Below are 22,227 nucleotides of genomic sequence, written 5' to 3' on the forward strand. Positions count from 1 at the left end.
AATTTCGGCTACTGTAGCTTAGATAGCGATAACGTTAGCAGCAGATGGCCCTTTGGCACCGTTCGTGATTTCAAATTCTACACGCTGGCCTTCAGCAAGAGTTTTGAAACCATTGCTAGCGATAGCAGAGAAGTGAACGAAAACGTCCTTGCTGCCATCTTCCGGAGTAATGAAGCCGAAGCCCTTGGATTCATTAAACCACTTAACGCTACCTTTAATCTTAGACATCAAACTTACCTTTAACGTGAATGTAAGACACAAAACGTGTGTCCAGTACAGTACAGCAATTAGACGGGATTTTGTCCACAACCTGGATCACATAAAATCGATAAAAAGTGAAAAAATCCATCTCGAACGGTGTAAAGCCTGTGTCCTCTTGGCCATTACCGTATTGAGCAGTCCGATCCTCTTTAAACCCTGGCGAACAACGACCGAACGCCTGTTTCACGAACAGTCAACGCACGTTGCCACCGTGATGCAGACACAATCGCTATGAAATATAACCAGATAGTCTTTTTGCTTCCGGCTGCCCTGCACTAGGGTTAAAGCTTACTAACCACTGTGAGCCAAGACTATGACCCGCCAACTGGCCGAAAAAATCGTCGCCTACCGCCGTGAACTGCATCAGAACCCTGAGCTGTCCAATCACGAGTTTGCTACTACCGCTCGCCTCACCCGCTGGCTGGAAGAGGACGGTATCCGTATTTTACCGCTGGGGCTGAAGACCGGCGTAGTGGCCGAAATCGGCAGTGGAAAGGGGCCAATCATTGCGCTGCGCGGTGACATTGACGCCCTGCCGATCGAGGAAATTTCCGGCGTGCCGTTCAGTTCGCAAAACAGCGGTGTGATGCACGCCTGTGGGCATGATTTTCATACCTCGGTCATGCTTGGTGCCGCACACTTGTTGAAAGCACGTGAGGCCACCCTGCCCGGTACGGTTCGTATTTTCTTTCAGCCGGCAGAAGAAACCTTCAACGGTGCTCAACATCTGATCGACGCTGGCGCGCTGGATAACGTAGCCGCCGTGTTCGGCTTGCACAATGCACCGGAACTGCCGACCGGCACCTTTGCTACCCGCGCAGGTGCGTTTTACGCAAACGTTGATCGCTTCCAGATCCTGATCACCGGCAAGGGTGCTCACGCCGCCAAACCGGAGCAAGGCGTCGACACCATTGTGACCGCCAGCCAGATTGTCAACGCGCTGCAAACCCTGCCCAGCCGTAGCTTTAGCTCACTGGAATCGCTGGTCGTCAGCGTTACGCGCATTGAAGGCGGCAATACCTGGAACGTCCTGCCGCAAACCGTGGAGCTGGAAGGTACAGTGCGTACCCATAGCGATAAAGTACGCCGACAGGTACCGGATAAAATCCGCCAGGTGATTAACGGCGTAGCCGCTTCGCTTGGCGCAGAAGCGGAACTGCGCTGGCAGGCCGGTCCACCTGCCGTCGTGAATGACGCGCGCTGGGCAACGTTCAGTAAAACGGTCGCTGCTGAAGCAGGTTACCGGGTAGAAGAAGCCGAATTGCAGATGGGCGGTGAAGACTTCGCCCTTTACCTGCACCACGTACCGGGCGTCTTCGTCAGTATCGGCTCAGCCAGTGAGTTCGGTCTGCATCATCCACGCTTTAACCCGGATGAACAGGCCATTTTCCCTGCGTCACAATATTTCGACCTGTTGGCAGAACGCACTCTGCAACAATTAGCTACCGCACCAGAAAAAGCCACCAGCAAGGTGTAAAAACTCACCCAGGAATAAGCCGCAGCGCAGTGTATTCTGCGCTGCGGCTTATTATTTTTGCGCTGTTATATTTGCTATTTTCAACATTTGAATATGCTGTTTTGTTGTTTTACATCCTGATGTTGCTCATCAATAGTGGTGCTCTAGAGATAGCGCCACAGGGGCACTTAACAGGGTGATAGCAATGAGCAACAGTGCGAAGAATCAACGACAATTGCGCCTTGGCGCCATTTTGCATGGCGCATCAGGAAATATGTCTGCCTGGCGGCATCCCGATGCCACCGCCGATGCCAGCATTAATCTCGATTTTAATATTGCCACGGCAAAGAAAGCCGAACAGGGTAAATTAGATTTCGTGTTTGTGGCCGACGGTTTATATATCAATGAGAAATCCATTCCGCATTTTCTCAATCGTTTTGAACCGCTAACCCTGCTTGCCGCCCTCTCTGCCGCCACGCGTAAAATTGGGTTAGTGGGCACCCTATCAACTTCGTACAGCGATCCCTTTACCGTTGCACGCCAATTCGCCAGCCTCGATCACCTGAGCAAAGGCCGTGCAGGCTGGAACGTGGTGACTTCGCCGCTGGAAGGATCGGCAAAGAACTTCTCACGTACAGAGCACCCCGAGCACAGCCTGCGCTACCGCATTGCCAGTGAATACCTCGACGTCACCAAAGGATTGTGGGACTCGTGGGAAGCCGACGCCTTTGTGCGCAACAAACACAGCGGCGAATTCTTCCGTGCCGATAAACTCCATACCCTGAATCACCAGGGTGAGTTTTTCTCGGTACAGGGGCCACTGAATATTGGTCGTACACCACAAGGCCGCCCGATCCTGTTCCAGGCGGGCGCCTCGGAAGACGGCAAGCAATTAGCGGCCAAACACGCCGACGCGATCTTCACCCACCATGATACCCAACAACAAGCTCAGACGTTTTATCGTGACGTCAAAAAACAGCTGGTAGAGCAAGGGCGTGAACCGGATGACCTGCGGATCTTCCAGGGTGTCAGCGTGATCGTCGGAGACGACCATGAAGACGTGGAGCGTCAGTATTGGGAAACCGCACGTCTGGTCAGCATCGAAAACGCACTCAACTACCTTGGGCGCTACTTTGAACACTATGACTTCTCCCGCCACCCTCTGGATGCGCCGTTCCCGGATATTGGTGAACTCGGACAAAACAGTTTCCGCAGCACCACCGACACCATCAAGCGCAATGCTCGCGAACGTAACCTGACGCTGCGTGAAGTCGCGCTGGAGGCGGCTTCACCGCGCCCAGTATTTGGCGGTACGCCAGAAGCGGTGGCGGACGGCCTGCAAAACTGGTTCGACACCCATGCCGCCGACGGCTTCATCATCAGCGGCGGCACGCCAAATTCATTCGGCCACTTTGTGGATCGCGTGGTGCCGATCCTGCAGCAACGCGGCCTGTTCCGCAGCGATTACAGCGGCGATACGCTGCGCGAGCACCTTGGTCTGAAACAGCCACTCAACCAATTTACGCAATGACCTGGCTGATGAGGAGCCTACCGATGGCAAATGACGTTTTTATCCAAACGCTGCCGGACGACCCGCTGATCGAGCCGGTAATCGCAGGGTTGTTCAGTGAGTACCGCCAACGCTATGGCGACTATTTTGGTGACCAAGAACAGGAACCATTGAGCCTGTACGCCCCCCCACAGGGCGCCTTTATCGTGCTGCTTCGCGCAGAGGAACCGATCGCCATGGGGGCATTCAAACGCTACGATCAACAAACCGCTGAACTCAAACGCATTTGGACGCGGGCCGATCTGCGCCGCCAGGGCTTGGCACAACGGGTTTTGCAGCAGTTGGAAACGCTGGCGGGGGAACAAGGCTATCGCCAACTCTATCTGACCACCGGTTTTCGTCAGCCTGAGGCCGTGGGCTTGTATTTAAGCAATGGCTATCAACCACAGTTCGACACCACGATCGACAGCGAAGTCTACAGCCGCCCGCCTTATGACGGCCGGCTACCGTTTCGTAAAAGCCTGATAACAGCGGATGCGCTCTGTTGTGCACCCGAAAGGAAGATTGCCTAAAGCTCCCCCTTTTTCTGTTTCAGGAGACCCGTAATGTCCAAACAAGAAGTCTTAAAAGTGGTGCCCGTACGCTACCCGTTCCGGCTGGTAGGCGCGCTGTTTTCGGTCTTTATTCTGGCGGCTATTGTGCAGTCAGTCGCGGTTAACGAGCGCTGGGAATGGGGTGTATTTGCCGAATGGTTCTTTGCACCTGCAGTGTTGTCGGGCTTGGGGCAGACTCTGCTACTGACGTTGCTCGGCACCCTGTTCAGCATCATCCTTGGCACCCTGCTGGCGTTGGCGCGATTATCGCGATCTTACCTGTTGGCGTCCCTGGCATGGGGATACATCTGGCTGTTCCGTTCGCTCCCCCTGATTCTGGTGTTGATCATCCTGTATAACTTCTCCTACCTGTATGATGCCATCTCACTGGGGATCCCCTTTACTTCCGTGGTGTTCGCCAGCTACCCGACCATTGATATCCTCAGCCAATTTTCCGTCGCCGTACTCGGGCTCACGCTGGTCCAATCTGCCTATACCGCAGAAATCATCCGCGGCGGCATTATTGGCGTGGAGTACGGCCAGCATGAAGCTGCTGCCGCACTCGGCCTGCCAGGCTACCGCCGTACTTTCCGTATTATTTTGCCACAGGCGCTGCGCTCCATCATCCCGACGGGCTTCAACGAAATCATCAGCCTGGCGAAGGGAACGTCCATTGTCTACGTGCTGGCACTGCCAGAGCTGTTTTACACCATCCAGGTTATCTATAACCGCACCCAGCAGGTCATTCCGCTGCTGATGGTCGCCACCATCTGGTACCTGTTCATTACCACGGCGCTGTCAGTCATCCAGTATTACATTGAGCGCTATTTCGCCCGTGGCGCGGTGCGCGAACTGCCGCCAACGCCATGGCAGAAACTGGCTGGCTGGTTAAAACGTTAGGAGAATCCCATGTCCGAAGCCATTGATTATTATGCCCTGCACGAAGAAGCGTCGGTCCGCAGCATCGCGCCAGTGCCCGCACGTGGCCTGATTGAAATCAGTAACGTGAGCAAGTTTTTCGGTAAGCACAAGGCTCTGGACGACGTCAGCCTAACGTTGCAACCGGGTACCGTCACGGTGATTCTCGGTCCATCAGGTTCAGGAAAATCTACGCTGCTTCGCGCTATTAACCACCTGGAGCGCGTCGACGAAGGGTTTATCCGTATCGACGGTGACTACGTTGGCTATCGCCGCAAGGGGGACAAGCTGTATGAGCTAAAAGAGCATGCCATTCTCAAACAGCGCATCAATGTCGGCTATGTATTCCAGAACTTCAATCTGTTCCCTCATCTAACGGTACTGGAAAACATCACTGAAGCGCCGGTAGTCCATAAAATTTACTCGCGAGCACAGGCCAGAGACGTCGCCTATCAGCTACTGGACACTGTTGGTCTGCGCCACAAAGCCGACGCTTACCCGCGCCATTTGTCCGGCGGTCAACAACAGCGCATCGCCATTGCCCGCGCACTGGCATTAAACCCCAAAGTCATTCTATTTGATGAGCCCACTTCCGCACTCGATCCAGAGCTGGTTGGGGAAGTCTTGGATGTGATCAAAGGACTGGCGGATCTGGGCGTAACGCTGGTGGTGGTGACCCATGAGATTGGCTTTGCGCGCGAGGCAGCGGATCAGATTGTGTTTATGGTCGATGGAAAGGTTGTCGAACAGGGCGATGCGCGTCGAGTACTGAACCATCCACAGCATCATCGCACCATCAATTTTCTCAACAAGGTGCTGTAACCGGTGGGGCACAAAACGCGCCCCACTTATTCATGCCACTGTGAAACGGCGTTTTTCGGCATCGAAATCCAGCGGCTTGATACCCCGCTGGTTACGATCTTGTTCCGTCAGCAACGCAGCCGGAATAAACCAGGTCACTTCAAACAGCAACCCGTCCGGATCGTGGCCATAAATACTCTTATGCACGCCATGGTCTTCCTCAAGCCCAAGAATACCGCGTTGTGCCAACTGATCGCGAATGCGCTCCAGTTCTTCCAGGCTATCGACTTCCCACGCCAAATGGTACAGCCCGGCCGGTGGCTCATTTTCCGCCGGTGGTTCACCGTGCGCACGAAATACCCCCGCTCGCTGCTGCCCCAGATTCTTGCTGAACAACGCCAGGTCGTGATCGTTTTCTGAATCAGCGGCTTGGGTAAACACTGCTTTGTCAGGGTTATCGGTGGCTTTAAGCTTAAAACCCAGAACCTGATGATAAAAATCCGCGCTCTGCTGCACGTCGCTGACATACAGAACCGCATGATTTAGCCGTTTAATTCCCATCTATTTTCCTTGTCAGAAATGAATAACGTCAGGCTGAAAATAGCATGCGGGCAGAAACCCGCTAAATGCCGTTATTGCATTATCAAATGCTGGGCACACAATCTGTCACTGCAAGGCATTCCGCGCTATCATAAGCACTGTATTGAACGACTTTATGAGAATGATGATGAACGGCAAGATAACGACTTTTTTTGAAGACAAAGGCTTCGGCTTTATTACCGATGAGAACGGGGAAAATCGTTATTTTCACGTGATTAAAGTGCAGAATCCGGAGCTGATCAAGAAAAACGCGGCGGTGACTTTCGAGCCGACCAACAATACCAAGGGCCCTTCGGCGTTTGCGGTCAAGGTACTGGCATCGAGCAAGTACATCATCATCGCCAACGAAAGAATCAAAATCACCAGCATTAAATCCTTCAACACCTTCACCAAAGAAGTGCCGGTGAAAGCGGACGTGGATAAAGAAAACACGGTGCTGTCTGTAGGCCTGTTGATGAATCGCATTCGTCCGCAGTCCGAAGATGCGGCGCAAAGCATGCAGACGCTGCGTATGCTGACAATCACCACGTTCCAGAACGACACCTACACTTTCTCGGAGCACGAGATCGACATGGATGAAACGCTGAAAGTGCTGAAAAGCCTGTAATCACAACCCCCGCCAGCCGCATATACCCTATGAATTTCGAGTTGGCCGCTCTAGCGCGTCCATGCTCTCGCGGCATTTGTACATCCCCAGGTATGGTAGGGGCGCTGCATGCTGCGCCCGCATTAGTCGGGGCGAATATATTCGCCCCCTACAGTAACTGCGGGACCGCTGCAGCTTGAAAGGCGACGGGTATAAAACATTCAAAGCAATTTGATATCACCTGTGTTAGCGTGGGTTTTCACCTGACACAGGCCATTCATTATGTCTGATACCAGTAGTGTTAAAAGCTTCATTAACCGCTCGACTAAAATCGCCTGCCCTAAATGCGCTTACGTCACCACCCAAAAATGCGCCACGCTACGAAAAAATGTCATGCTGATCTGCCCAAACTGCGGCACGGAATTTGAACCCAAACAGAACTAAAAAACCTACTTGAACATAATGTGGCCAACACTGTTGCCACTGACCACATTAAACGACTCAACACGGTTACGCCCCTGCGATTTGGCGCGATAAAGCGCGATGTCCGCCATATTCATGAGCTGTTCCAGCGACTTCACTTCGTTCATCGCCAAACTGGCAACGCCGACGCTGATGGTAATGTTTAACGGCGTTTTCCCTCTGGGATACACATCAGCCTTTTCTACCAATTGCCGCAAATGCTCCCCCAAAGCCAACCCTTGCGCCGCCAGCGCACGCGGCAGCATGATGGCAAACTCTTCCCCACCCAAGCGGCCAAAGAGCTGATCGTGACGCAGCTCGCGCCGAACGACATGCGCAAAGGAAGCCAATACCTGATCACCAACCAAATGGCCGTAAGTGTCGTTAATTTGCTTGAAATGGTCGATATCGATCAGCAGCAGCGACACCGCCTCTTTCGACTTATGTTTATGCTCCAACAACTCGCCCGCCTTGCGCGTCAGTGCGTTACGCGCCAGTACCCCGGTAAGGAAGTCGTGATTAGCACTGTGCTCCAGCCGCCGGAGTAGCTTGCGATTAACGGCGATCGAACTCGCCAGGATCAGCGGCCCCATAACCAACATGGCGATCCCCAGGCGGGCCGACATCAGCGTATCGAGAAACGCATTGTGGTTGTTCGGCGTTTCATACAGCATCAGGTTGGCGGAGATGCTGCTGATCTCGGTCATGCCCGTCAGCAGTGTCAGCAAGGTCACAGTGAACAGCTGGTAACGCACCGCGCACCACAACAACGCCGGGATAGGGAAGGCAATGGCGCCCGGCCCACCGATATACACACTGAACGCCAACGAAAACAACAGGGCAAACAGCGGCATACTGCCACGCAGTCGGTAGTTGATCTGCATTCGCAGCAGTTGCTTGAGCCGCGGTGCCGCCAGCAGCACCGGCAACAACAGTAAATTGGTTGAGAATTGTTCGCTGAACCACGCCAGCCAGGCGATCACCGCCGTGTTGTTGTACAGGCTTTCGTTACGCAATATCGACAAAGTCGAAGCCACGGCCGCCCCGCTCAGGCTAGCGGTAAACATATACAGTATTGCCTGAGGTTTACCCATCCGGCGCTGCGACTTCGGCAGCATCAGCATTACGGCATAACCGGTACCAATCAGCGACATGTTGCAAGCATTAAGCCACATAGCCAGTGACAGGCTTTCACCATTAGCCAAATCAGCCGCAATCATCCCAAGATAGGTGATGACCCACCCCGCCGGGGTGGCATAAGCAGGCTTGCGTAATAACAGGCCGAGCAAAATCGCATTCACCGGCCAAAACAGGGAAAGTGAGCCTATTGGGCGAGTAAAAATACCCAGCAGTGAAAGTAAAAATGCCAGCAGAAAAAGTGTGATCAACTGGACGGCGGCAGGCAGGCTATGTTTGGTGTTTATTCTGGCGTTCATCGCCTTACCCATATATTGATAATAACCAGAGAAATTCTACGCATATTCCCCCGACAAACATAATGAGGAAGACATGACAACCGGACCTTAACGTAAAAAATAGAGACAATTCAAAACGAAATAAATGGCAGCTCGCCCGACAATAATACCCAGAGATATCTATCAGCATAGCGCAAACCCATGTCAGACAGCATTAACACAAAAACCATAAAATAAAGGAGGGTATTATTTGCCACCTTGCTGTTCTGCTGGCCAATATTTTCCTGTAACTCGCCCAGAAGCGCAATTCATAAAAAAAGCCCGCACAGTGCGGGCTCGCTTGAAGAGCAGCTAATCGACAGTTACGACACAGCCATTGCATGCCTGTGCTGCTGCTCATTGTATCGCCAGAAGCTTAAGCACACCTTAGCAACAAAAAACCCGGTCTAGGAACCGGGAATATTTGTACGAAATGCAGTGTTAGCCCAAGCAGGCTAATAACACGCAGCATTTTACGCGTCAATTGTGTAGAGAAAATGAGCAAGGCCATGCCTATAAAAGCACAATGCGAGGGCAATACCCCCCCTTCGTTGACGAAAAGGGGATTAACCGTTACGCCAGTTTGGCAGCAAAGCCCGCAACACGTTGGCCGTATAAGCTGGCAGTTTCCAAATCGCCCGACAGCATCTCATCCACACTGGCGTCGGCGGGTGTTTGCACCAATAGCCCGACTGACCCACCCAGATTGTTTACATCGGTGCGCTGTGCCGATTTGGTATTAGCAGGCATCAATCCCAGGCTGACCCACAGACCACCATGCTGCGAAGCCAGCGTTTGCAACGCGATCAGCGTCACTTGCTTGTCGCCATTCAGGCTGGCACTGTTAGTAAACCCACCGAAAACCTTGTCCTGCCATTTGCGGCTAAACCAGGCTTTTGAACTGGCATCAGCAAACTTCTTGAATTGCCAGGATGGGCCACCCATATAGGTCGGTGAACCAAAGATGATTGCATCCGCCTCATCCAGTTTCTGCCAGGCTTCATCGCTGATATTGCCTTCCTGATCGATAGCGATCAGTTCTGCCTCTGCCCCTTGCGCGACAACTTTTGCCAAACGCTCGGTGTGGCCGTAGCCGGAATGAAAGATAACCACTGTCTTCGCCATAATGGACTCCAGGTCATTGCATTAGAATGCCGACGGCACTCGAAGTTACTCTGATCCAATCTAATCAACTGGCCCTGGAGTGAATACCAAATTTATCTGACAGAGTTATTCAAAAAAACCGGACGCTGCTCATCCCCCCACAACCTTCACACTTTGCTGCCGTGCGAAATCGATAAACGCGCGAAGTGGGCGTGGCATTTGCTGATTGGCAGGATAATAAAGGTAAAAACCAGGAAACGGCGGTGTCCAGGCCGTCAACAACGATAATAGCCGCCCCGCTCGCAAGGCTTCGCTAGCCTGGCTCTCAAATAAATAGGCAATGCCCAGCCCATCAGTTGCCGCACGAATCAGAACCTGCGGATCGTCCACAATTAGCGGGCCTTCCACTGCGATCTCCGATACTTCCCCATCACGCTCGAATTCCCAGCGGTAAAGGTTGCCGTTGGTCGGCCAGCGAGTATTCAGGCAGCGGTGCTGGCGCAACGCATCGGGTGTTTGCGGTGTTCCGAAGCGGGCCAAATAAGTGGGAGAAGCCACCACGCACATCCGCTGTTTGTCACCCAGTGCTACGGCCACCATATCTTTCGGCAGCCGCTCATGCAGGCGCACACCCGCGTCAAAACCGGCTGCCACAATGTCTACCAGCCGATCCTCCACGCTCAGATCCACAATGATGTCAGGATAGTGTGCATTAAACGGGGCCAACAACGGGGCCAAATAATGGATAGCCGCCAGACTGGACGCATTGAGCCGCAGCGTGCCTGCAGGCTGCAACCGTAATGCCGCAGTCTGTGTAACAGCAGACTCAATCTCAGCCATCGCCGGCCTCAGTCGGGCCAACAGCTGCTCCCCTGCCTGAGTCAGAGCCACACTGCGGGTCGTGCGATTCAACAGGCGCACACCCAGCCGAGCTTCCAGATTACGCTGCGTTTGGCTAAGCGCTGAAGCGGACATACCCAATTGCGCTGCCGCACGGGCAAAGCTGCCATATTCAACAATGGCAGCAAAGGCGCGCAGTTCTGCAAAGTCACTCCCTCTCATTATGCTCTCCATCCTTAATAATTCATGAAGATTATAGCGTATTCAATACACGCTCGACGGGGCCTATCCTTGAGAAAAACCACAGAGGAAACACCTGATGCAAACATCACTGGCCCTAAACCACTACCGCCTACTCGGCCGTTCCGGCCTGCGAGTCTCGCCATTGGCTCTTGGAACCATGACCTTCGGCACCGACTGGGGCTGGGGGGCGGAACAGGCAGAGGCTCGCCGTCTGTTTGACGTTTATGTCGAACGCGGCGGCAATTTCATCGATACCGCCAACCGCTACACCGAAGGCAGCGCCGAGCGCTTTTTGGGAAAATTCGCAGCCGGACGCCGCGATCGCTTGGTGATTGCCACCAAATACACGCTCCCCATGCAGATAGACAACCCTAATTCGGGCGGTAACCACCGCAAAAGTATGATCCACTCGGTGGAGGAAAGTCTGCGGCGCCTGAACACCGATTATATCGATCTGTTGTATCTGCATGCCTGGGACTTCACCACTCCGGTGGAAGAGATTATGCGCGCCATGGATGATCTGGTGCGTGCCGGTAAGGTACTGTACCTGGCGGTTTCGGATCTTCCTGCCTGGCAAGCTGCCAGAATGCAAACACTGGCCGATTTACGCGGTTGGTCACCGTTGATTGGCCTACAGATCGAATACAGCCTGCTGGAACGCACCGTAGAGCGTGAGCTGATCCCGATGGCACGTGAATTAGGTTTGGGTGTTATCCCTTGGTCGCCGCTGTCTGGGGGTATATTAAGCGGTAAATACAGCCGACAAGACCTGCAGCCATTGGAGGAAGAAAGCGGTACCCGACGCACTATGATACGCAATAAAGGTATGCTCACCGAACGCAATATTTCTATTGCCGAAACAGTGCAATCATTGGCCGACGCGTCCGGCTTCAGTCCTTCGCAAGTGGCCCTGGCCTGGACGTTACGAAATCCGGCGGTAACCGCCCCCATTATTGGCGCACGCACACAGGCGCAGCTGGAAGATAATCTGGGGGCGTTGGATGTCAGACTAACGGAAGATCAATGGCAACGGCTGGAAATCGCCAGCGCCGTTGAGCTAGGTTTCCCTCATGATTTTTTGGCGTTGCAGGCCTCACGCGACATTATGTTTGGAGAACTCGTGATTTCACACAGATAAAAAAAATCCCGCTCAAGGCGGGATAAACTTAACAGGGATGGGTACTACACTACAGGGAATGGATAACACACAACATCATCGGGTAGCTGTTAAACTACCAGCCTCAATGTATAGAACTGTCATCCCTGCGTAAGGTTGATCCGGCAGATGTAACGCCGGATGGAAATGTGACATTTTTACTGCAGCGCCCTGTGTTCATGGCAGCAAAAATTCCCCCATCGCGCTCACAGAAATGATGAATAAATCATCAGTAAAGGGCTATTGATGACGCTGAATGGTAGAGTGAGTTTCCCTACATCGACCCGGTGAAAGATATGTCTATCTTTGAAGCCCTTAAGATGTTCAGCGACACATCAGTAAAAATGACCTGTCCAAAGTGCGCTCACGTTTCTGAACAAAATCGCCGGAAAGTGCGTAAAAACATCACCATGATTTGCCCTAAATGCGGCCACTATTTCCTTCCTGACGAAAAATAGTGTCTTCAACACCTCACCGCCTTTAGTGCGAAAGCTGAGTGGTATAGTTGGCGGCAACCCAGCGGTAGCCGTTGTCCTCGGCCTTCACATGGCCCAGACCGGGGAATGAGATATGGGCTGCGGCCACCCAATCGCCCTCACGCGCCACCTGTGCCAGAATACGCTCTCGGGTTTGCACTGCCTGCTGCTGGTTCACATCAAAATGGATCGCCACCTCAGGGTCCGGCATTTGCACCGCCTTGGCGTGAATGATATCGCCCCACAATACCAGCGTTTGCCCTTCGCTTTCGACCCGATAGACCACGCTACCCGGCGTGTGGCCCGGTGCCGGTAGCGCCTGGATACCGTCCAGTACTTTTAGCGGCGCAGTGAAGGTTTTCAGCTTACCGGCGGCGATCACCGGGTTAAGCGAATCTGCCGACTCCTTGAAGGTATGCCTCTGACTCGCCTCCACCTTGCTGAGGTTGGCCGTGTTCAGCCAAAAATCCACGTCTTTTTTATCGACATAAACCAGCGCATTAGGAAATGCCGGTTTGCCGTTTAACGACACTCCTCCAGAGTGATCGCCATGTATGTGGGTCAACAGCACCGCGTCCAGGGTTTCCGCTGGGTACCCCGCCGCACGCAGATTTTCCAACAGGTGCCCACCGGCTTTGCCGAATAACGGTCCAGCCCCCGTATCAACCAACACTCGCTGCTTGCCGGTATCAATAACAAAGGTGTTGATTGAAGTTTCCGCCTGCGGCGTCATCGCCTCCTGGGCCATCCTTTGCTTCAGCGCCTGCGGCGAGATATGGGTCAACAATTTATCGAGCGGAATGGTCACCGTGCCGTCGGACACGGCGGTAATGACAAATTTACCCAGTGGCATGCGGTAATAACCCGGTGCCTGGACCTGCGGCTCCGCCACGGCGGCCCCCGTCAACAGTAAGCCGGCAAATGCCAGCGCAGAAAGCAGCTTCATAACATCCCCTTCAGTTAGAAAAATGCGTCGCCTTTAACGCTGACGGAGATTATGGTAGCGGCAGTTAACATCATTCAAATTGATTGGAATGATTATGAACATCAGAGAAAATGATTTTAGTCGTATCGACCTGAACCTACTGACGGTACTGATGGTACTGTTTCGTGAACGCAGCGTGTCACGGGCAGCAGAAAAGCTGTATCTGGGGCAACCGGCCGTCAGCGGTGCACTGGCACGTCTGCGTGACATGTTCAATGACCCACTGTTTATCCGTACCGCTCAGGGTATGGAACCCACCCCAAGGGCGCAAACGCTGGTGCTGGCATTGACACCCCTGCTGGAAGAGATGCAGCAGGTGCTATTCCAGCCACCCAATTTCGTTGCCGCCACGGCGCAATACAGCTTCCGGATAGGCATGGCCGATTGGGTCGAAATGTGGCTGATGCCCGCGCTAATGGCTGACCTGAAACAGCAGGCACCCGGTATCACTCTAAACGTGGTGGCCACCGATCCATTCCAGGACAGTGATGCACTGGAACAGGATCGTATTGACCTGGCCATTTCCGTCGCACCATCCGGGCCTAAATGGCTGCAGCGAGAAGTGTTGACCAAGATGCGCTTCTGCTCTCTGTGGCATCCGGAACAGCTAAACCTGCCTACCCCGCTGCCGCTGGCGAATTACATTGCTAACGACCACTTGTTGGTTTCCTACCGTGGCGCAAACACCAGCGCTATCGATGAACAACTGACCCTTCATGGGCTGCAGCGTTTGGTGCGTTACACCAGCCCGCACTTCGCCACACTGCCGCTGATCCTGCAGCGCAGCCCGGCACTGGCCACCGTACCTGAAGGGCTGGGCAAAATCTGGAGTCAGGATTACGGCCTGAAGCACAGCGAGCTACCGCTAGATCTCCCACCTTTCGAAGTGGCCATGCTGTGGCATCACAAGCGCAGTCAGGACCCCGCGTTACTGTGGCTGATGGAGCGGATACGTGCGCTGGTGGCATCCACTTATTATCTGGCGGAGTGAACCACAAACAGCCGTGACTCGAATCCGCCGCTTTTAAAGGTGCTTGTATTGACCCACCCCGGCTGCGTGCGACCAAAATCCTGATTGAAATCACCGCCGCTGACCAACCAAACCCGACGATGGGTCGCAGACAAGGACTTCAGATTATCGACGTAAGTTTGCGCCGCCCGATCGTGGAAAAAGGTACCGAACCCGTAGGCATTGGGTTTACCGGAAAGCCCATTGGGCTTGGCCGGCGTATACAACAATGCACGATAATCTTTTTTGTTGTAATACACGTAGCTCAGGTAATTAAACATATTACTGACAACAACGGCATCCCCAGGCTGGTAGCCGTTGTTGATATAGTGCACCATCCCCTTAAATTGATCTTTGTCTGACGAATAATCATTCTGTAGCCCACTACCGAACAGCAAACCAACCAGCAACAGTAATGAGAGCCTATAAGCTTTATTTTCGCTTTCCGTAATTAAAATGGCCAGGATGATCGGAATACCTAATGAGGCGAAAAACAAATAACGGTCGACGAACAAGGGTGTACGCAATGAAATGATAAACAGCAGGGTCACCGGAAGAAATACGCTGCACAGCAACAGCAAAGGATATTTCCTGTCGCTTTCCCGCCCCCGCAGCCACAAATACGACAACCCGGCGAAGCACAGCGGCAATAGCCAAAAAATTATCCCAGGATAGCCTCGGCCATCATTACCGGCGAAAAAGCGCCAATACATAGCGGGTAAGTCGCTCCACTCAACCTGAGGTATCCACCCCACATCCCCGCCAACTCTCAGTTCTGCAATATGAGTCAACAAATCGAACAGCACTAACAGCCATGGGATATAGGCCAACCCTATCGCCAGGTTGGCCAACCACCAGGCCGGTTGTTTGAGATAATTCACTGGCTCATCACGCTGGAACGATAAAGCCAGCAATACTATCCAATGACTGAATAAAGCAAAAATGGTGAAGTAATGGGTATAAAAACTCAGCGTCATCAGCAACGCATAGGCGAACAAATAGCGGCGGTTGTCCGGTTTTTTCAGCCACATCATCAACGCCATGGTGGCTGCAATCGTCAACATGCCCATCAGCGCATACATTCGCGCTTCCTGGCTGTAGCGCACTGCCATCGGCATGATCGCGACTAACCAACCCGCCAGTAGCGCTGCCCGTTTGCCGGCAATCCAGCGGGTCAGTTTGATCGTCAATGCGACCGTAATGACGCCAAATACCAAACTGAGCGAACGGACCGCCAGGATACTGTCACCGAACAGGGACATCCAACCATGCAGTAACAGATAATAAAGCGGGGGATGAACGTCAAAAGAAGCGTGGTACAACAATGCCCCCACGTCATAACGACTGGTCAGAACGCTGGATGCCTCGTCACACCAAAAATATTTGTCGGTTAAAGAAATAAACCGAATAACCGCCGCGAATATCACGATCAGATACGCATAATGCCTATAGCCGATGCCCTTCACCCTGTTGTTCATCAAGGGAGTATTTGATATTTGTTGCAGTGACATAGCCACATTCCACCGAGTTGTTCCACACAATGTGGAGACGCGGTGTCATCATTGCCGAGAAGAGGTAAATGGCGACTCAATCATCGCGAAAAAGTCCGTGAATCTTTTCCGGAAAAATTACATTCTGCGTACTCCGCCCGTGAACCACGGGTTCCCCCTTCAGATACCTGAACCCAGACAGAGAATACTCACGCATTGTCCTGCCGGCAGCCGCCCGAAAAGCCACGCTAAACTAAAGAGGCCGAACACAACCCGCTGACAGGCAGCGCCGTAAAAAGGGAACGCCATCATGCACAGAGAACGACACAGCATAGAGAAGATAGGTTGGCTCAGAGCCGCAGTCCTTGGCGCTAATGATGGGATCGTATCTACTGCGAGCTTGCTGCTCGGGGTAGCATCGGCCAACGTCACCCACCAAAGTATTCTGCTAACCGGCATTGCCGGTTTGGTTGCCGGGGCGATGTCGATGGCAACCGGTGAATATGTTTCCGTGTCTTCTCAGTCAGACACCGAGAAAGCCGCCCTGGCGGAAGAACAGGCCGAGTTGGATGCCGATTTTCAGGGTGAATTTCGCGAGTTAACCTCAATTTATGTCCATCGCGGCCTGGACGTTACGCTGGCAAAACAAGTGGCTGAAAAACTGATGAGCCATGACGCTTTAGCCGCACATGCGCGTGAAGAGTTAGGCATATCGGAAATCACCACTGCCCGCCCCTTGCAGGCGGCTTTGGCCTCTGCTGCGAGTTTCTCGGCTGGGGCAATCTTACCCTTATTGGTCGCCGTGATTGTCACGGGCCCGTGGGCGATCCCAGCAATTGCCCTTTCAGCATTGCTATCTCTGGCCATTCTGGGTGGCGTTGCCGCTAACGCAGGCGGTGCTCCAATCCTTCCCGGCATGGTCCGCATTACATTCTGGAGTGCCCTGGCAATGGCGATGTCATCGGGCGTGGGGGCGTTTTTTGGTTCGATAGCCGGCTAAATACTGCTCCTCAGCCTCGGCTAATATCCTCATGAAGCCGGTGAGAAATGCATCCATCAAGACTGTGCGGATCTTACCGTCGTAGAAGTAGAAAAGGACCGACCGAATACCAAGGCTGACGTAATCACCATGCCTCCCCCTTGCAGGGTTCATTACCCGGTAGCGGATAATGAACGTAAAAAATCCCGACATAAGCCGGGATTGATTTACTTTGGTTATGCCGGTTGCGAAACCGGAATGTGTTGGGTAGTTACCTGCTCTGCGTAGCTTTCGAGCAGGATAAATGGATACTTGAATTCCCAGGTGTCTCCTGCGGCTGATACTGTCGGAGCACCTACGCCAGAAAAACAACGCCCATCGACAGAGATAGCCAGCGAGTATGCAGGAACTGTGTTCAGAACCTCATCGAATTCAGTACCTGATTCCATTGGCACTGACATGCGGCCAAGGTATTTGTTCAGCAATACAGCATTTTCAAACTGGCCTGCGACTTCAACCTTAGTAAGAGTCTTAGCTTGCTCTGGGGTCAAAGTAATGTCGTTGTTTTCGCTAATAATCAGATTTGCCATGTGAGGCTCCTTGTCATTGACACTGTATCCATATACAGCCCATGAACGTTATCTATTAAGAAGCTGAGCATCACTTGGTAATCGTTGTCTCAAAGGTCACACAACCATGAATAGATGAGTGTCCTGAGCCACTAAAATCCACTGTTTAATTTGCACTAACAAACGGCTGCGTCGCTCTAGCAATATCGAGTCTGTCTGGCCGTACGATAGGGGTCGCTCTCGACGACACCTGACCCCGTGACGTACTGCGATTTCGACTGAACACTGGTGACCATAGCCTGATACTGGTAGATCTGCCAGGTGTAGGTGAGAGTGAGCAACGGGATAAAGAATATGAATATCTATATCGCAATATTCTCTCTGAGCTGGATCTCATCCTGTCGGTTATCAAAGCCGATGATTTAGTGAGGGGCTTTTGCGTAACTGATTGAATCGAAATGGTACGCCCTACAGGGCTCGAACCTGTGACCTACGGCTTAGAAGGCCGTTGCTCTATCCAACTGAGCTAAGGGCGCATGGGGATGCGGCAACCGGAAGTTGCGGAGTGGGATTATACGGTCAGGGGTTACTGAGTCAATGCCTTTTCATAACGTTACGGCGGCAGCCGTGCTTTATGGCGTTTTTTCAACCATTACTGCCCCCGCCCACGGCGTTAACATCATCATTTGTTTTGTATTAAATCCAGCGGCGAGTCAGCGCTGCGTTGAGCCAGGCCGGAATTGGCCGGTTCGATAAGACGTTCTGATTGTTGCTCCGTAGGGCGCTGCAGGCAAATGCGTGCTGAATGCACCATTGCATTGATATTGCCCCAATCAGCATGTTCGGTCGCCAGTAGATTGCAGGCAACCGACAGCGGCGGGCTTAACGCAGCACTCACCGGTGCGGCATTGAGTGAAGCCTGACCCATCGGGGCCCACGCCAGTAGCATAAGCCCCACCCCTCTGATGCTTATCATGCGTGCAACCTCCGGCACAATGCGTTCAAACGCGTTATCCATGAGGACGGTGCTTTATGTGCAGCACGTTGATGCAGCGCAATCAACTGCGCAACGTCTGCCGGGTGTAATGACGAATCGAACACCGTTTCCCCCACGTGTCTTGGTGGATACGCCAGACTATCGATGGGCTGGTGCAAAGAGTGTAACCGAGTGATGACCATCATGATTTCTCCTCCCGTACCGCAATTTCACTGATTGCAGCTTACGTGGCACAAGGTAAAAAAGGCGTAGAGGATCATTCTGTTGGTATAAAAAAAGCGTAAATCACGCCCAGCAAACGCCATCGATCGCGATTCAACGCCTGACAGCGCGCTCCGCTTCTGACAAAATAGCGTCATTCCCCGCTTTTCTTAATTGATGGATTTCCTCACTGATGTCAGCAAAGATTATTGATGGTAAAACGATTGCGCAGCAGGTTAGAAACGAAGTGGCTGAGCAAGTTAAACAACGTCTGGCTGCCGGTAAACGTGCTCCAGGTCTGGCGGTAGTGCTGGTTGGCGAAAATCCAGCCTCACAAATCTACGTCGCCAGCAAGCGTCGCGCCTGTGATGAAGTGGGCTTTATCTCCCGCTCCTACGATCTACCTGCCACCACCAGTGAGGCCGAATTGCTGGCGCTGATCGACAGGCTGAACGCCGACGGCGAGATCGACGGCATTTTAGTGCAGTTGCCGCTGCCCGCTGGCATCGATAACGTCAAAGTGCTGGAACGCATACATCCGGATAAAGACGTCGACGGTTTCCATCCGTACAACGTCGGCCGCCTGTGCCAACGCGCGCCTAAGCTGCGTCCATGTACGCCACGCGGTATCGTGACGTTGTTAGAGCGCTATAACATCGATACCTACGGTCTGAATGCCGTGGTGGTTGGCGCGTCCAACATTGTCGGTCGCCCAATGAGCATGGAGCTGCTGCTGGCGGGTTGCACGACGACGGTGACGCACCGCTTTACCAAAAATCTGCGCCACCACGTTGAAAACGCCGATCTGCTGGTCGTTGCGGTCGGTAAACCGGGCTTTATTCCAGGCGACTGGATTAAACCGGGTGCCATCGTCGTTGATGTCGGCATTAACCGTCTGGAAAGTGGTAAAGTGGTCGGAGACGTAGATTTTGATGCCGCCAGTGAGCGAGCTGCCTATATTACGCCGGTTCCGGGTGGCGTTGGCCCAATGACCGTTGCTACACTGATCCAAAATACCTTGCAGGCCTGCGAGGTTTATCACGACGTTCAACCTAAATAAGTAAGGCAGTATGGAAACTTTTAATCTGGAAAATCACCCGCACGTCGAACTGTGCGATCTGCTCAAGTTCCAGGGCTGGTGCGAAAGCGGCGGTGCCGCCAAAGAAGTCATCGCCGATGGGCAGGTGAAAGTGAACGGTAAAGTTGAAACGCGTAAGCGCTGCAAAATCGTTGCCGATCAGGTCGTGGAGTTTAACGGCGGCAAGGTGGTTGTTAAGCCGTAAACCCCGCTCCATAGAAAAAGGCGCTGAGTAAACCCCAGCGCCTTTTTTGTTTGTTAGCCTAACGCGAATTACTTACGGCGCCAGGTCGTCCCCTGCGGGCCATCTTCCAGCACGATGTTCATCTCGTTCAAGCGATCGCGCGCAGCATCCGCCAGCGCCCAATCTTTAGCTTTACGGGCATCGTTACGTTGCTTGATTAAGGCTTCAATCTCTGTCACTTCAGCATCGTCAGCTTGTGCACCGCTTTGCAGGAACAATTCTGGTTCTTGCTGCAACAGGCCCAGCACCTTCGCCAGCTTGCGTAATTCCGCTGCCAACCCATTAGCTGCATTCAGGTCTTCGGCCTTCAGGCGGTTAACTTCACGCGCCAAATCAAACAGGGCTGAATACGCTTCCGGCGTATTGAAATCGTCGTCCATCGCCTCGCGGAAACGGCTTTCAAATACTTCACCGCCCGCCGGTTGAGCGTTGGCATCGGTACCGCGCAGCGCGGTGTACAGACGTTCCAATGCCGTGCGTGCCTGTTTCAGGTTCTCTTCGCTGTAGTTCAGTTGGCTACGATAGTGGCCGGACATCAGGAAGTAACGCACGGTTTCGGCGTCGTAGTAACCCAACACGTCGCGGATGGTGAAGAAATTATCCAATGACTTGGACATTTTCTCTTTGTCGATCATCACCATACCGGAGTGCATCCAGTAGTTCACGTACGGGCCGTCATGCGCACAGCTTGACTGAGCAATCTCGTTCTCGTGGTGCGGGAACATCAGATCGGAACCGCCGCCGTGGATATCAAAGTGGGTACCCAACTGCTTACCATTCATGGCAGAACATTCAATGTGCCAGCCCGGACGGCCTGCGCCCCACGGGGATTCCCAGCTTGGCTCACCCGGCTTGGACATCTTCCACAGCACGAAATCCATTGGGTTGCGCTTCACGTCGTCGATTTCTACGCGCGCACCAGCTTGCAATTGATCCAGATCCTGGCGTGACAACAAACCGTATTGCGGATCGCTGTCAATGGAGAACATCACGTCGCCATTGCTGGCCACATACGCATGATCACGGTCGATCAGACGCTGGGTGATCTCAATGATCTCAGCGATATGCTGGGTCGCACGTGGCTCGATGTCCGGGCGTTCGATCAACAGGGAATCAAAGTCGGCATGCATTTCTGCCAGCATGCGCGTGGTCAGTTGATCGCAGCTTTCGCCGTTTTCTGTCGCGCGACGGATAATTTTGTCATCAACGTCGGTAACATTACGCACATAGTTCAGCGAATAGCCGAGATAACGCAAATAACGCGCCACCACGTCGAAAGCAACAAAGGTACGCCCGTGGCCGATATGACACAGGTCATAGATGGTTACCCCGCACACGTACATGCCAACTTTACCGGCATGAATGGGTTTGAATTCCTCTTTTTGACGACTCAGGGTATTAAAAATCTTTAGCATCGGGACATTCCGTGGTGTGCGTGATAACAAAAAGGTCATTAGGGGTTAACCCAGTAGCATATTGAAACCCGAAGCCTGATCTAATGCAAGGTTAAGGCCACGCTTTGCTGAGCTGAACCGTGGAAAACGGCGATAAATCAGGGAATACAACCAATGTTATAATATAACAAAAACACTTTTACCACAGACTGTGCGCGGTTTAGCCGCTGCTGACTCATTAAAGGAGATATGTTATAACGACGGTCTGATTGTTCACTCGCTCTACGTGACATCTCACTTCATCTTGTTAGGACTAAAACTATGGTTACTTTCCACACTAATCACGGCGACATCGTTATCAACACCTTTGCTGACAAAGCGCCGGTTACCGTTGAAAACTTCCTGAACTACTGCCGTGACGGCTTCTACAACAACACCATTTTCCACCGTGTTATCAATGGCTTTATGGTTCAGGGCGGCGGTTTTGAGCCTGGCATGACTCAGAAAGACACCAAGGCAACCATCAAGAACGAAGCCAACAACGGTCTGAAAAACACCATCGGTACCCTGGCAATGGCGCGTACCAACGATCCACACTCCGCGACTGCACAGTTCTTCATCAACGTAGCTGACAACGACTTCCTGAACTTCCGCGGCGAAAACGCGCAAGGCTGGGGTTACTGCGTGTTTGCTGAAGTTGTTGAAGGCATGGACGTGGTTAACAAGATCAAAGGCGTGAAAACTGGCCGCAGCGGTATGCACCAGGACGTGCCGGTAGAAGACGTGATCATCACCAGCGTTACCGTCAGCGAGTAATCGCG

General features: G+C 52.9%; 25 protein-coding genes and 1 tRNA gene. 14 read left to right on the top strand and 12 right to left on the bottom strand.

Annotation, left to right across the window (positions count from 1 at the left end; all coding sequences use genetic code 11):
• Window positions 1-18: 18 nt before the first annotated feature.
• Entirely contained in the window at window positions 19-228 is a 210-nt protein-coding gene (cspE, locus tag JOE25_RS14880; RefSeq protein ID WP_002210315.1) for a transcription antiterminator/RNA stability regulator CspE, read from the bottom strand.
• Window positions 229-574: 346 nt separating this feature from the next.
• Here cspE and JOE25_RS14885 point away from each other — a divergent pair, with 346 nt between their 5' ends.
• The 5 genes from JOE25_RS14885 to JOE25_RS14905 all read left to right on the top strand — a co-directional run bounded on the left by JOE25_RS14885 (window position 575) and on the right by JOE25_RS14905 (window position 5,560).
• Window positions 575-1,738 (top strand): M20 peptidase aminoacylase family protein, encoded by a 1,164-nt coding sequence (locus tag JOE25_RS14885; RefSeq protein ID WP_209636394.1) that lies wholly within the window; start codon window positions 575-577, stop codon window positions 1,736-1,738.
• A 184-nt stretch (window positions 1,739-1,922) separates the two neighbouring features.
• Window positions 1,923-3,248, top strand: a complete 1,326-nt coding sequence (locus tag JOE25_RS14890) for an LLM class flavin-dependent oxidoreductase (protein ID WP_209636396.1) — start codon at window positions 1,923-1,925, stop codon at window positions 3,246-3,248.
• 23 nt (window positions 3,249-3,271) lie between these two features.
• Window positions 3,272-3,799, top strand: a complete 528-nt coding sequence (locus JOE25_RS14895; RefSeq protein ID WP_209636398.1) for a GNAT family N-acetyltransferase — start codon at window positions 3,272-3,274, stop codon at window positions 3,797-3,799.
• Between the two features lie 33 nt (window positions 3,800-3,832).
• Entirely contained in the window at window positions 3,833-4,720 is an 888-nt protein-coding gene (locus JOE25_RS14900) for an amino acid ABC transporter permease (protein ID WP_209636400.1), read from the top strand.
• 9 nt (window positions 4,721-4,729) lie between these two features.
• Window positions 4,730-5,560 carry an amino acid ABC transporter ATP-binding protein gene (locus tag JOE25_RS14905; RefSeq protein ID WP_280921276.1) on the top strand — a complete coding sequence of 277 codons (831 nt, stop codon included), beginning with the start codon at window positions 4,730-4,732 and terminating at the stop codon, window positions 5,558-5,560.
• 30 nt (window positions 5,561-5,590) lie between these two features.
• Here JOE25_RS14905 and JOE25_RS14910 read toward each other — a convergent pair whose 3' ends face one another.
• Window positions 5,591-6,100, bottom strand: a complete 510-nt coding sequence (locus JOE25_RS14910; protein ID WP_209636402.1) for a VOC family protein — start codon at window positions 6,098-6,100, stop codon at window positions 5,591-5,593.
• A 166-nt stretch (window positions 6,101-6,266) separates the two neighbouring features.
• On the opposite strand from JOE25_RS14910, the gene JOE25_RS14915 reads away from it, so the two are divergent.
• Window positions 6,267-6,746 carry a cold shock domain-containing protein gene (locus JOE25_RS14915; RefSeq protein WP_209636907.1) on the top strand — a complete coding sequence of 160 codons (480 nt, stop codon included), beginning with the start codon at window positions 6,267-6,269 and terminating at the stop codon, window positions 6,744-6,746.
• A gap of 261 nt (window positions 6,747-7,007) precedes the next feature.
• Entirely contained in the window at window positions 7,008-7,169 is a 162-nt protein-coding gene (locus JOE25_RS26585; protein WP_245209914.1) for a YnfU family zinc-binding protein, read from the top strand.
• Window positions 7,170-7,174: 5 nt separating this feature from the next.
• Here JOE25_RS26585 and JOE25_RS14920 read toward each other — a convergent pair whose 3' ends face one another.
• From JOE25_RS14920 to JOE25_RS14930, 3 genes are all read right to left on the bottom strand, one after another.
• Window positions 7,175-8,623, bottom strand: a complete 1,449-nt coding sequence (locus JOE25_RS14920; protein WP_245209918.1) for a GGDEF domain-containing protein — start codon at window positions 8,621-8,623, stop codon at window positions 7,175-7,177.
• 591 nt (window positions 8,624-9,214) lie between these two features.
• On the bottom strand, window positions 9,215-9,766 hold the full coding sequence (locus JOE25_RS14925) for a flavodoxin family protein (RefSeq protein WP_209636406.1): 552 nt from the start codon (window positions 9,764-9,766) through the stop codon (window positions 9,215-9,217).
• Between the two features lie 129 nt (window positions 9,767-9,895).
• Window positions 9,896-10,807, bottom strand: a complete 912-nt coding sequence (locus tag JOE25_RS14930; RefSeq protein ID WP_209636408.1) for a LysR family transcriptional regulator — start codon at window positions 10,805-10,807, stop codon at window positions 9,896-9,898.
• A 97-nt stretch (window positions 10,808-10,904) separates the two neighbouring features.
• On the opposite strand from JOE25_RS14930, the gene JOE25_RS14935 reads away from it, so the two are divergent.
• Window positions 10,905-11,966, top strand: a complete 1,062-nt coding sequence (locus JOE25_RS14935; RefSeq protein ID WP_209636410.1) for an aldo/keto reductase — start codon at window positions 10,905-10,907, stop codon at window positions 11,964-11,966.
• Between the two features lie 314 nt (window positions 11,967-12,280).
• Complete coding sequence (locus JOE25_RS26590; protein WP_265554504.1) at window positions 12,281-12,442, top strand: YnfU family zinc-binding protein; 162 nt, start codon at window positions 12,281-12,283, stop codon at window positions 12,440-12,442.
• Between the two features lie 22 nt (window positions 12,443-12,464).
• On the opposite strand, the gene JOE25_RS14940 is transcribed toward JOE25_RS26590, so the two are convergent.
• A complete protein-coding gene (locus JOE25_RS14940) occupies window positions 12,465-13,406 on the bottom strand; it encodes an MBL fold metallo-hydrolase (RefSeq protein WP_209636412.1) in 942 nt (313 codons plus the stop codon).
• Window positions 13,407-13,500: 94 nt separating this feature from the next.
• On the opposite strand from JOE25_RS14940, the gene JOE25_RS14945 reads away from it, so the two are divergent.
• Window positions 13,501-14,436: a LysR family transcriptional regulator gene (locus JOE25_RS14945; RefSeq protein ID WP_245209920.1), complete on the top strand. Its 936-nt coding sequence runs from the start codon at window positions 13,501-13,503 to the stop codon at window positions 14,434-14,436.
• On the opposite strand, the gene JOE25_RS14950 is transcribed toward JOE25_RS14945, so the two are convergent.
• Window positions 14,421-15,965: a glycosyltransferase family 39 protein gene (locus JOE25_RS14950; protein ID WP_209636416.1), complete on the bottom strand. Its 1,545-nt coding sequence runs from the start codon at window positions 15,963-15,965 to the stop codon at window positions 14,421-14,423. The two genes, JOE25_RS14945 and JOE25_RS14950, sit on opposite strands and share 16 nt — an antisense overlap.
• Before the next feature lie 289 nt (window positions 15,966-16,254).
• Here JOE25_RS14950 and JOE25_RS14955 point away from each other — a divergent pair, with 289 nt between their 5' ends.
• A complete protein-coding gene (locus JOE25_RS14955) occupies window positions 16,255-16,944 on the top strand; it encodes a VIT family protein (protein ID WP_209636418.1) in 690 nt (229 codons plus the stop codon).
• Window positions 16,945-17,159: 215 nt separating this feature from the next.
• On the opposite strand, the gene JOE25_RS14960 is transcribed toward JOE25_RS14955, so the two are convergent.
• From JOE25_RS14960 to JOE25_RS14975, 4 genes are all read right to left on the bottom strand, one after another.
• A complete protein-coding gene (locus tag JOE25_RS14960; protein WP_209636420.1) occupies window positions 17,160-17,513 on the bottom strand; it encodes a hypothetical protein in 354 nt (117 codons plus the stop codon).
• 438 nt (window positions 17,514-17,951) lie between these two features.
• Window positions 17,952-18,028: transfer RNA gene (locus JOE25_RS14965), tRNA-Arg, on the bottom strand.
• Window positions 18,029-18,174: 146 nt separating this feature from the next.
• Complete coding sequence (locus JOE25_RS14970; protein ID WP_245209922.1) at window positions 18,175-18,441, bottom strand: hypothetical protein; 267 nt, start codon at window positions 18,439-18,441, stop codon at window positions 18,175-18,177.
• Window positions 18,442-18,464: 23 nt separating this feature from the next.
• Complete coding sequence (locus JOE25_RS14975) at window positions 18,465-18,674, bottom strand: hypothetical protein (RefSeq protein ID WP_209636423.1); 210 nt, start codon at window positions 18,672-18,674, stop codon at window positions 18,465-18,467.
• A 209-nt stretch (window positions 18,675-18,883) separates the two neighbouring features.
• Between JOE25_RS14975 and folD the strand changes: the two genes are divergently transcribed.
• Together folD and ybcJ are read left to right on the top strand one after the other, a co-directional pair.
• Entirely contained in the window at window positions 18,884-19,750 is an 867-nt protein-coding gene (gene folD, locus JOE25_RS14980) for a bifunctional methylenetetrahydrofolate dehydrogenase/methenyltetrahydrofolate cyclohydrolase FolD (protein WP_209636425.1), read from the top strand.
• A 10-nt stretch (window positions 19,751-19,760) separates the two neighbouring features.
• A complete protein-coding gene (gene ybcJ, locus JOE25_RS14985) occupies window positions 19,761-19,973 on the top strand; it encodes a ribosome-associated protein YbcJ (protein WP_037417915.1) in 213 nt (70 codons plus the stop codon).
• A 68-nt stretch (window positions 19,974-20,041) separates the two neighbouring features.
• Here ybcJ and cysS read toward each other — a convergent pair whose 3' ends face one another.
• Window positions 20,042-21,427 carry a cysteine--tRNA ligase gene (gene cysS / locus JOE25_RS14990; protein WP_209636428.1) on the bottom strand — a complete coding sequence of 462 codons (1,386 nt, stop codon included), beginning with the start codon at window positions 21,425-21,427 and terminating at the stop codon, window positions 20,042-20,044.
• A gap of 300 nt (window positions 21,428-21,727) precedes the next feature.
• Between cysS and ppiB the strand changes: the two genes are divergently transcribed.
• Window positions 21,728-22,222 (top strand): peptidylprolyl isomerase B, encoded by a 495-nt coding sequence (gene ppiB, locus JOE25_RS14995; RefSeq protein ID WP_209636430.1) that lies wholly within the window; start codon window positions 21,728-21,730, stop codon window positions 22,220-22,222.
• Window positions 22,223-22,227 lie beyond the last annotated feature (5 nt).

The sequence above is a fragment of the Serratia sp. PL17 genome (assembly GCF_017832355.1).
In the GTDB taxonomy this organism is placed as follows: Bacteria; Pseudomonadota; Gammaproteobacteria; order Enterobacterales; family Enterobacteriaceae; genus Serratia.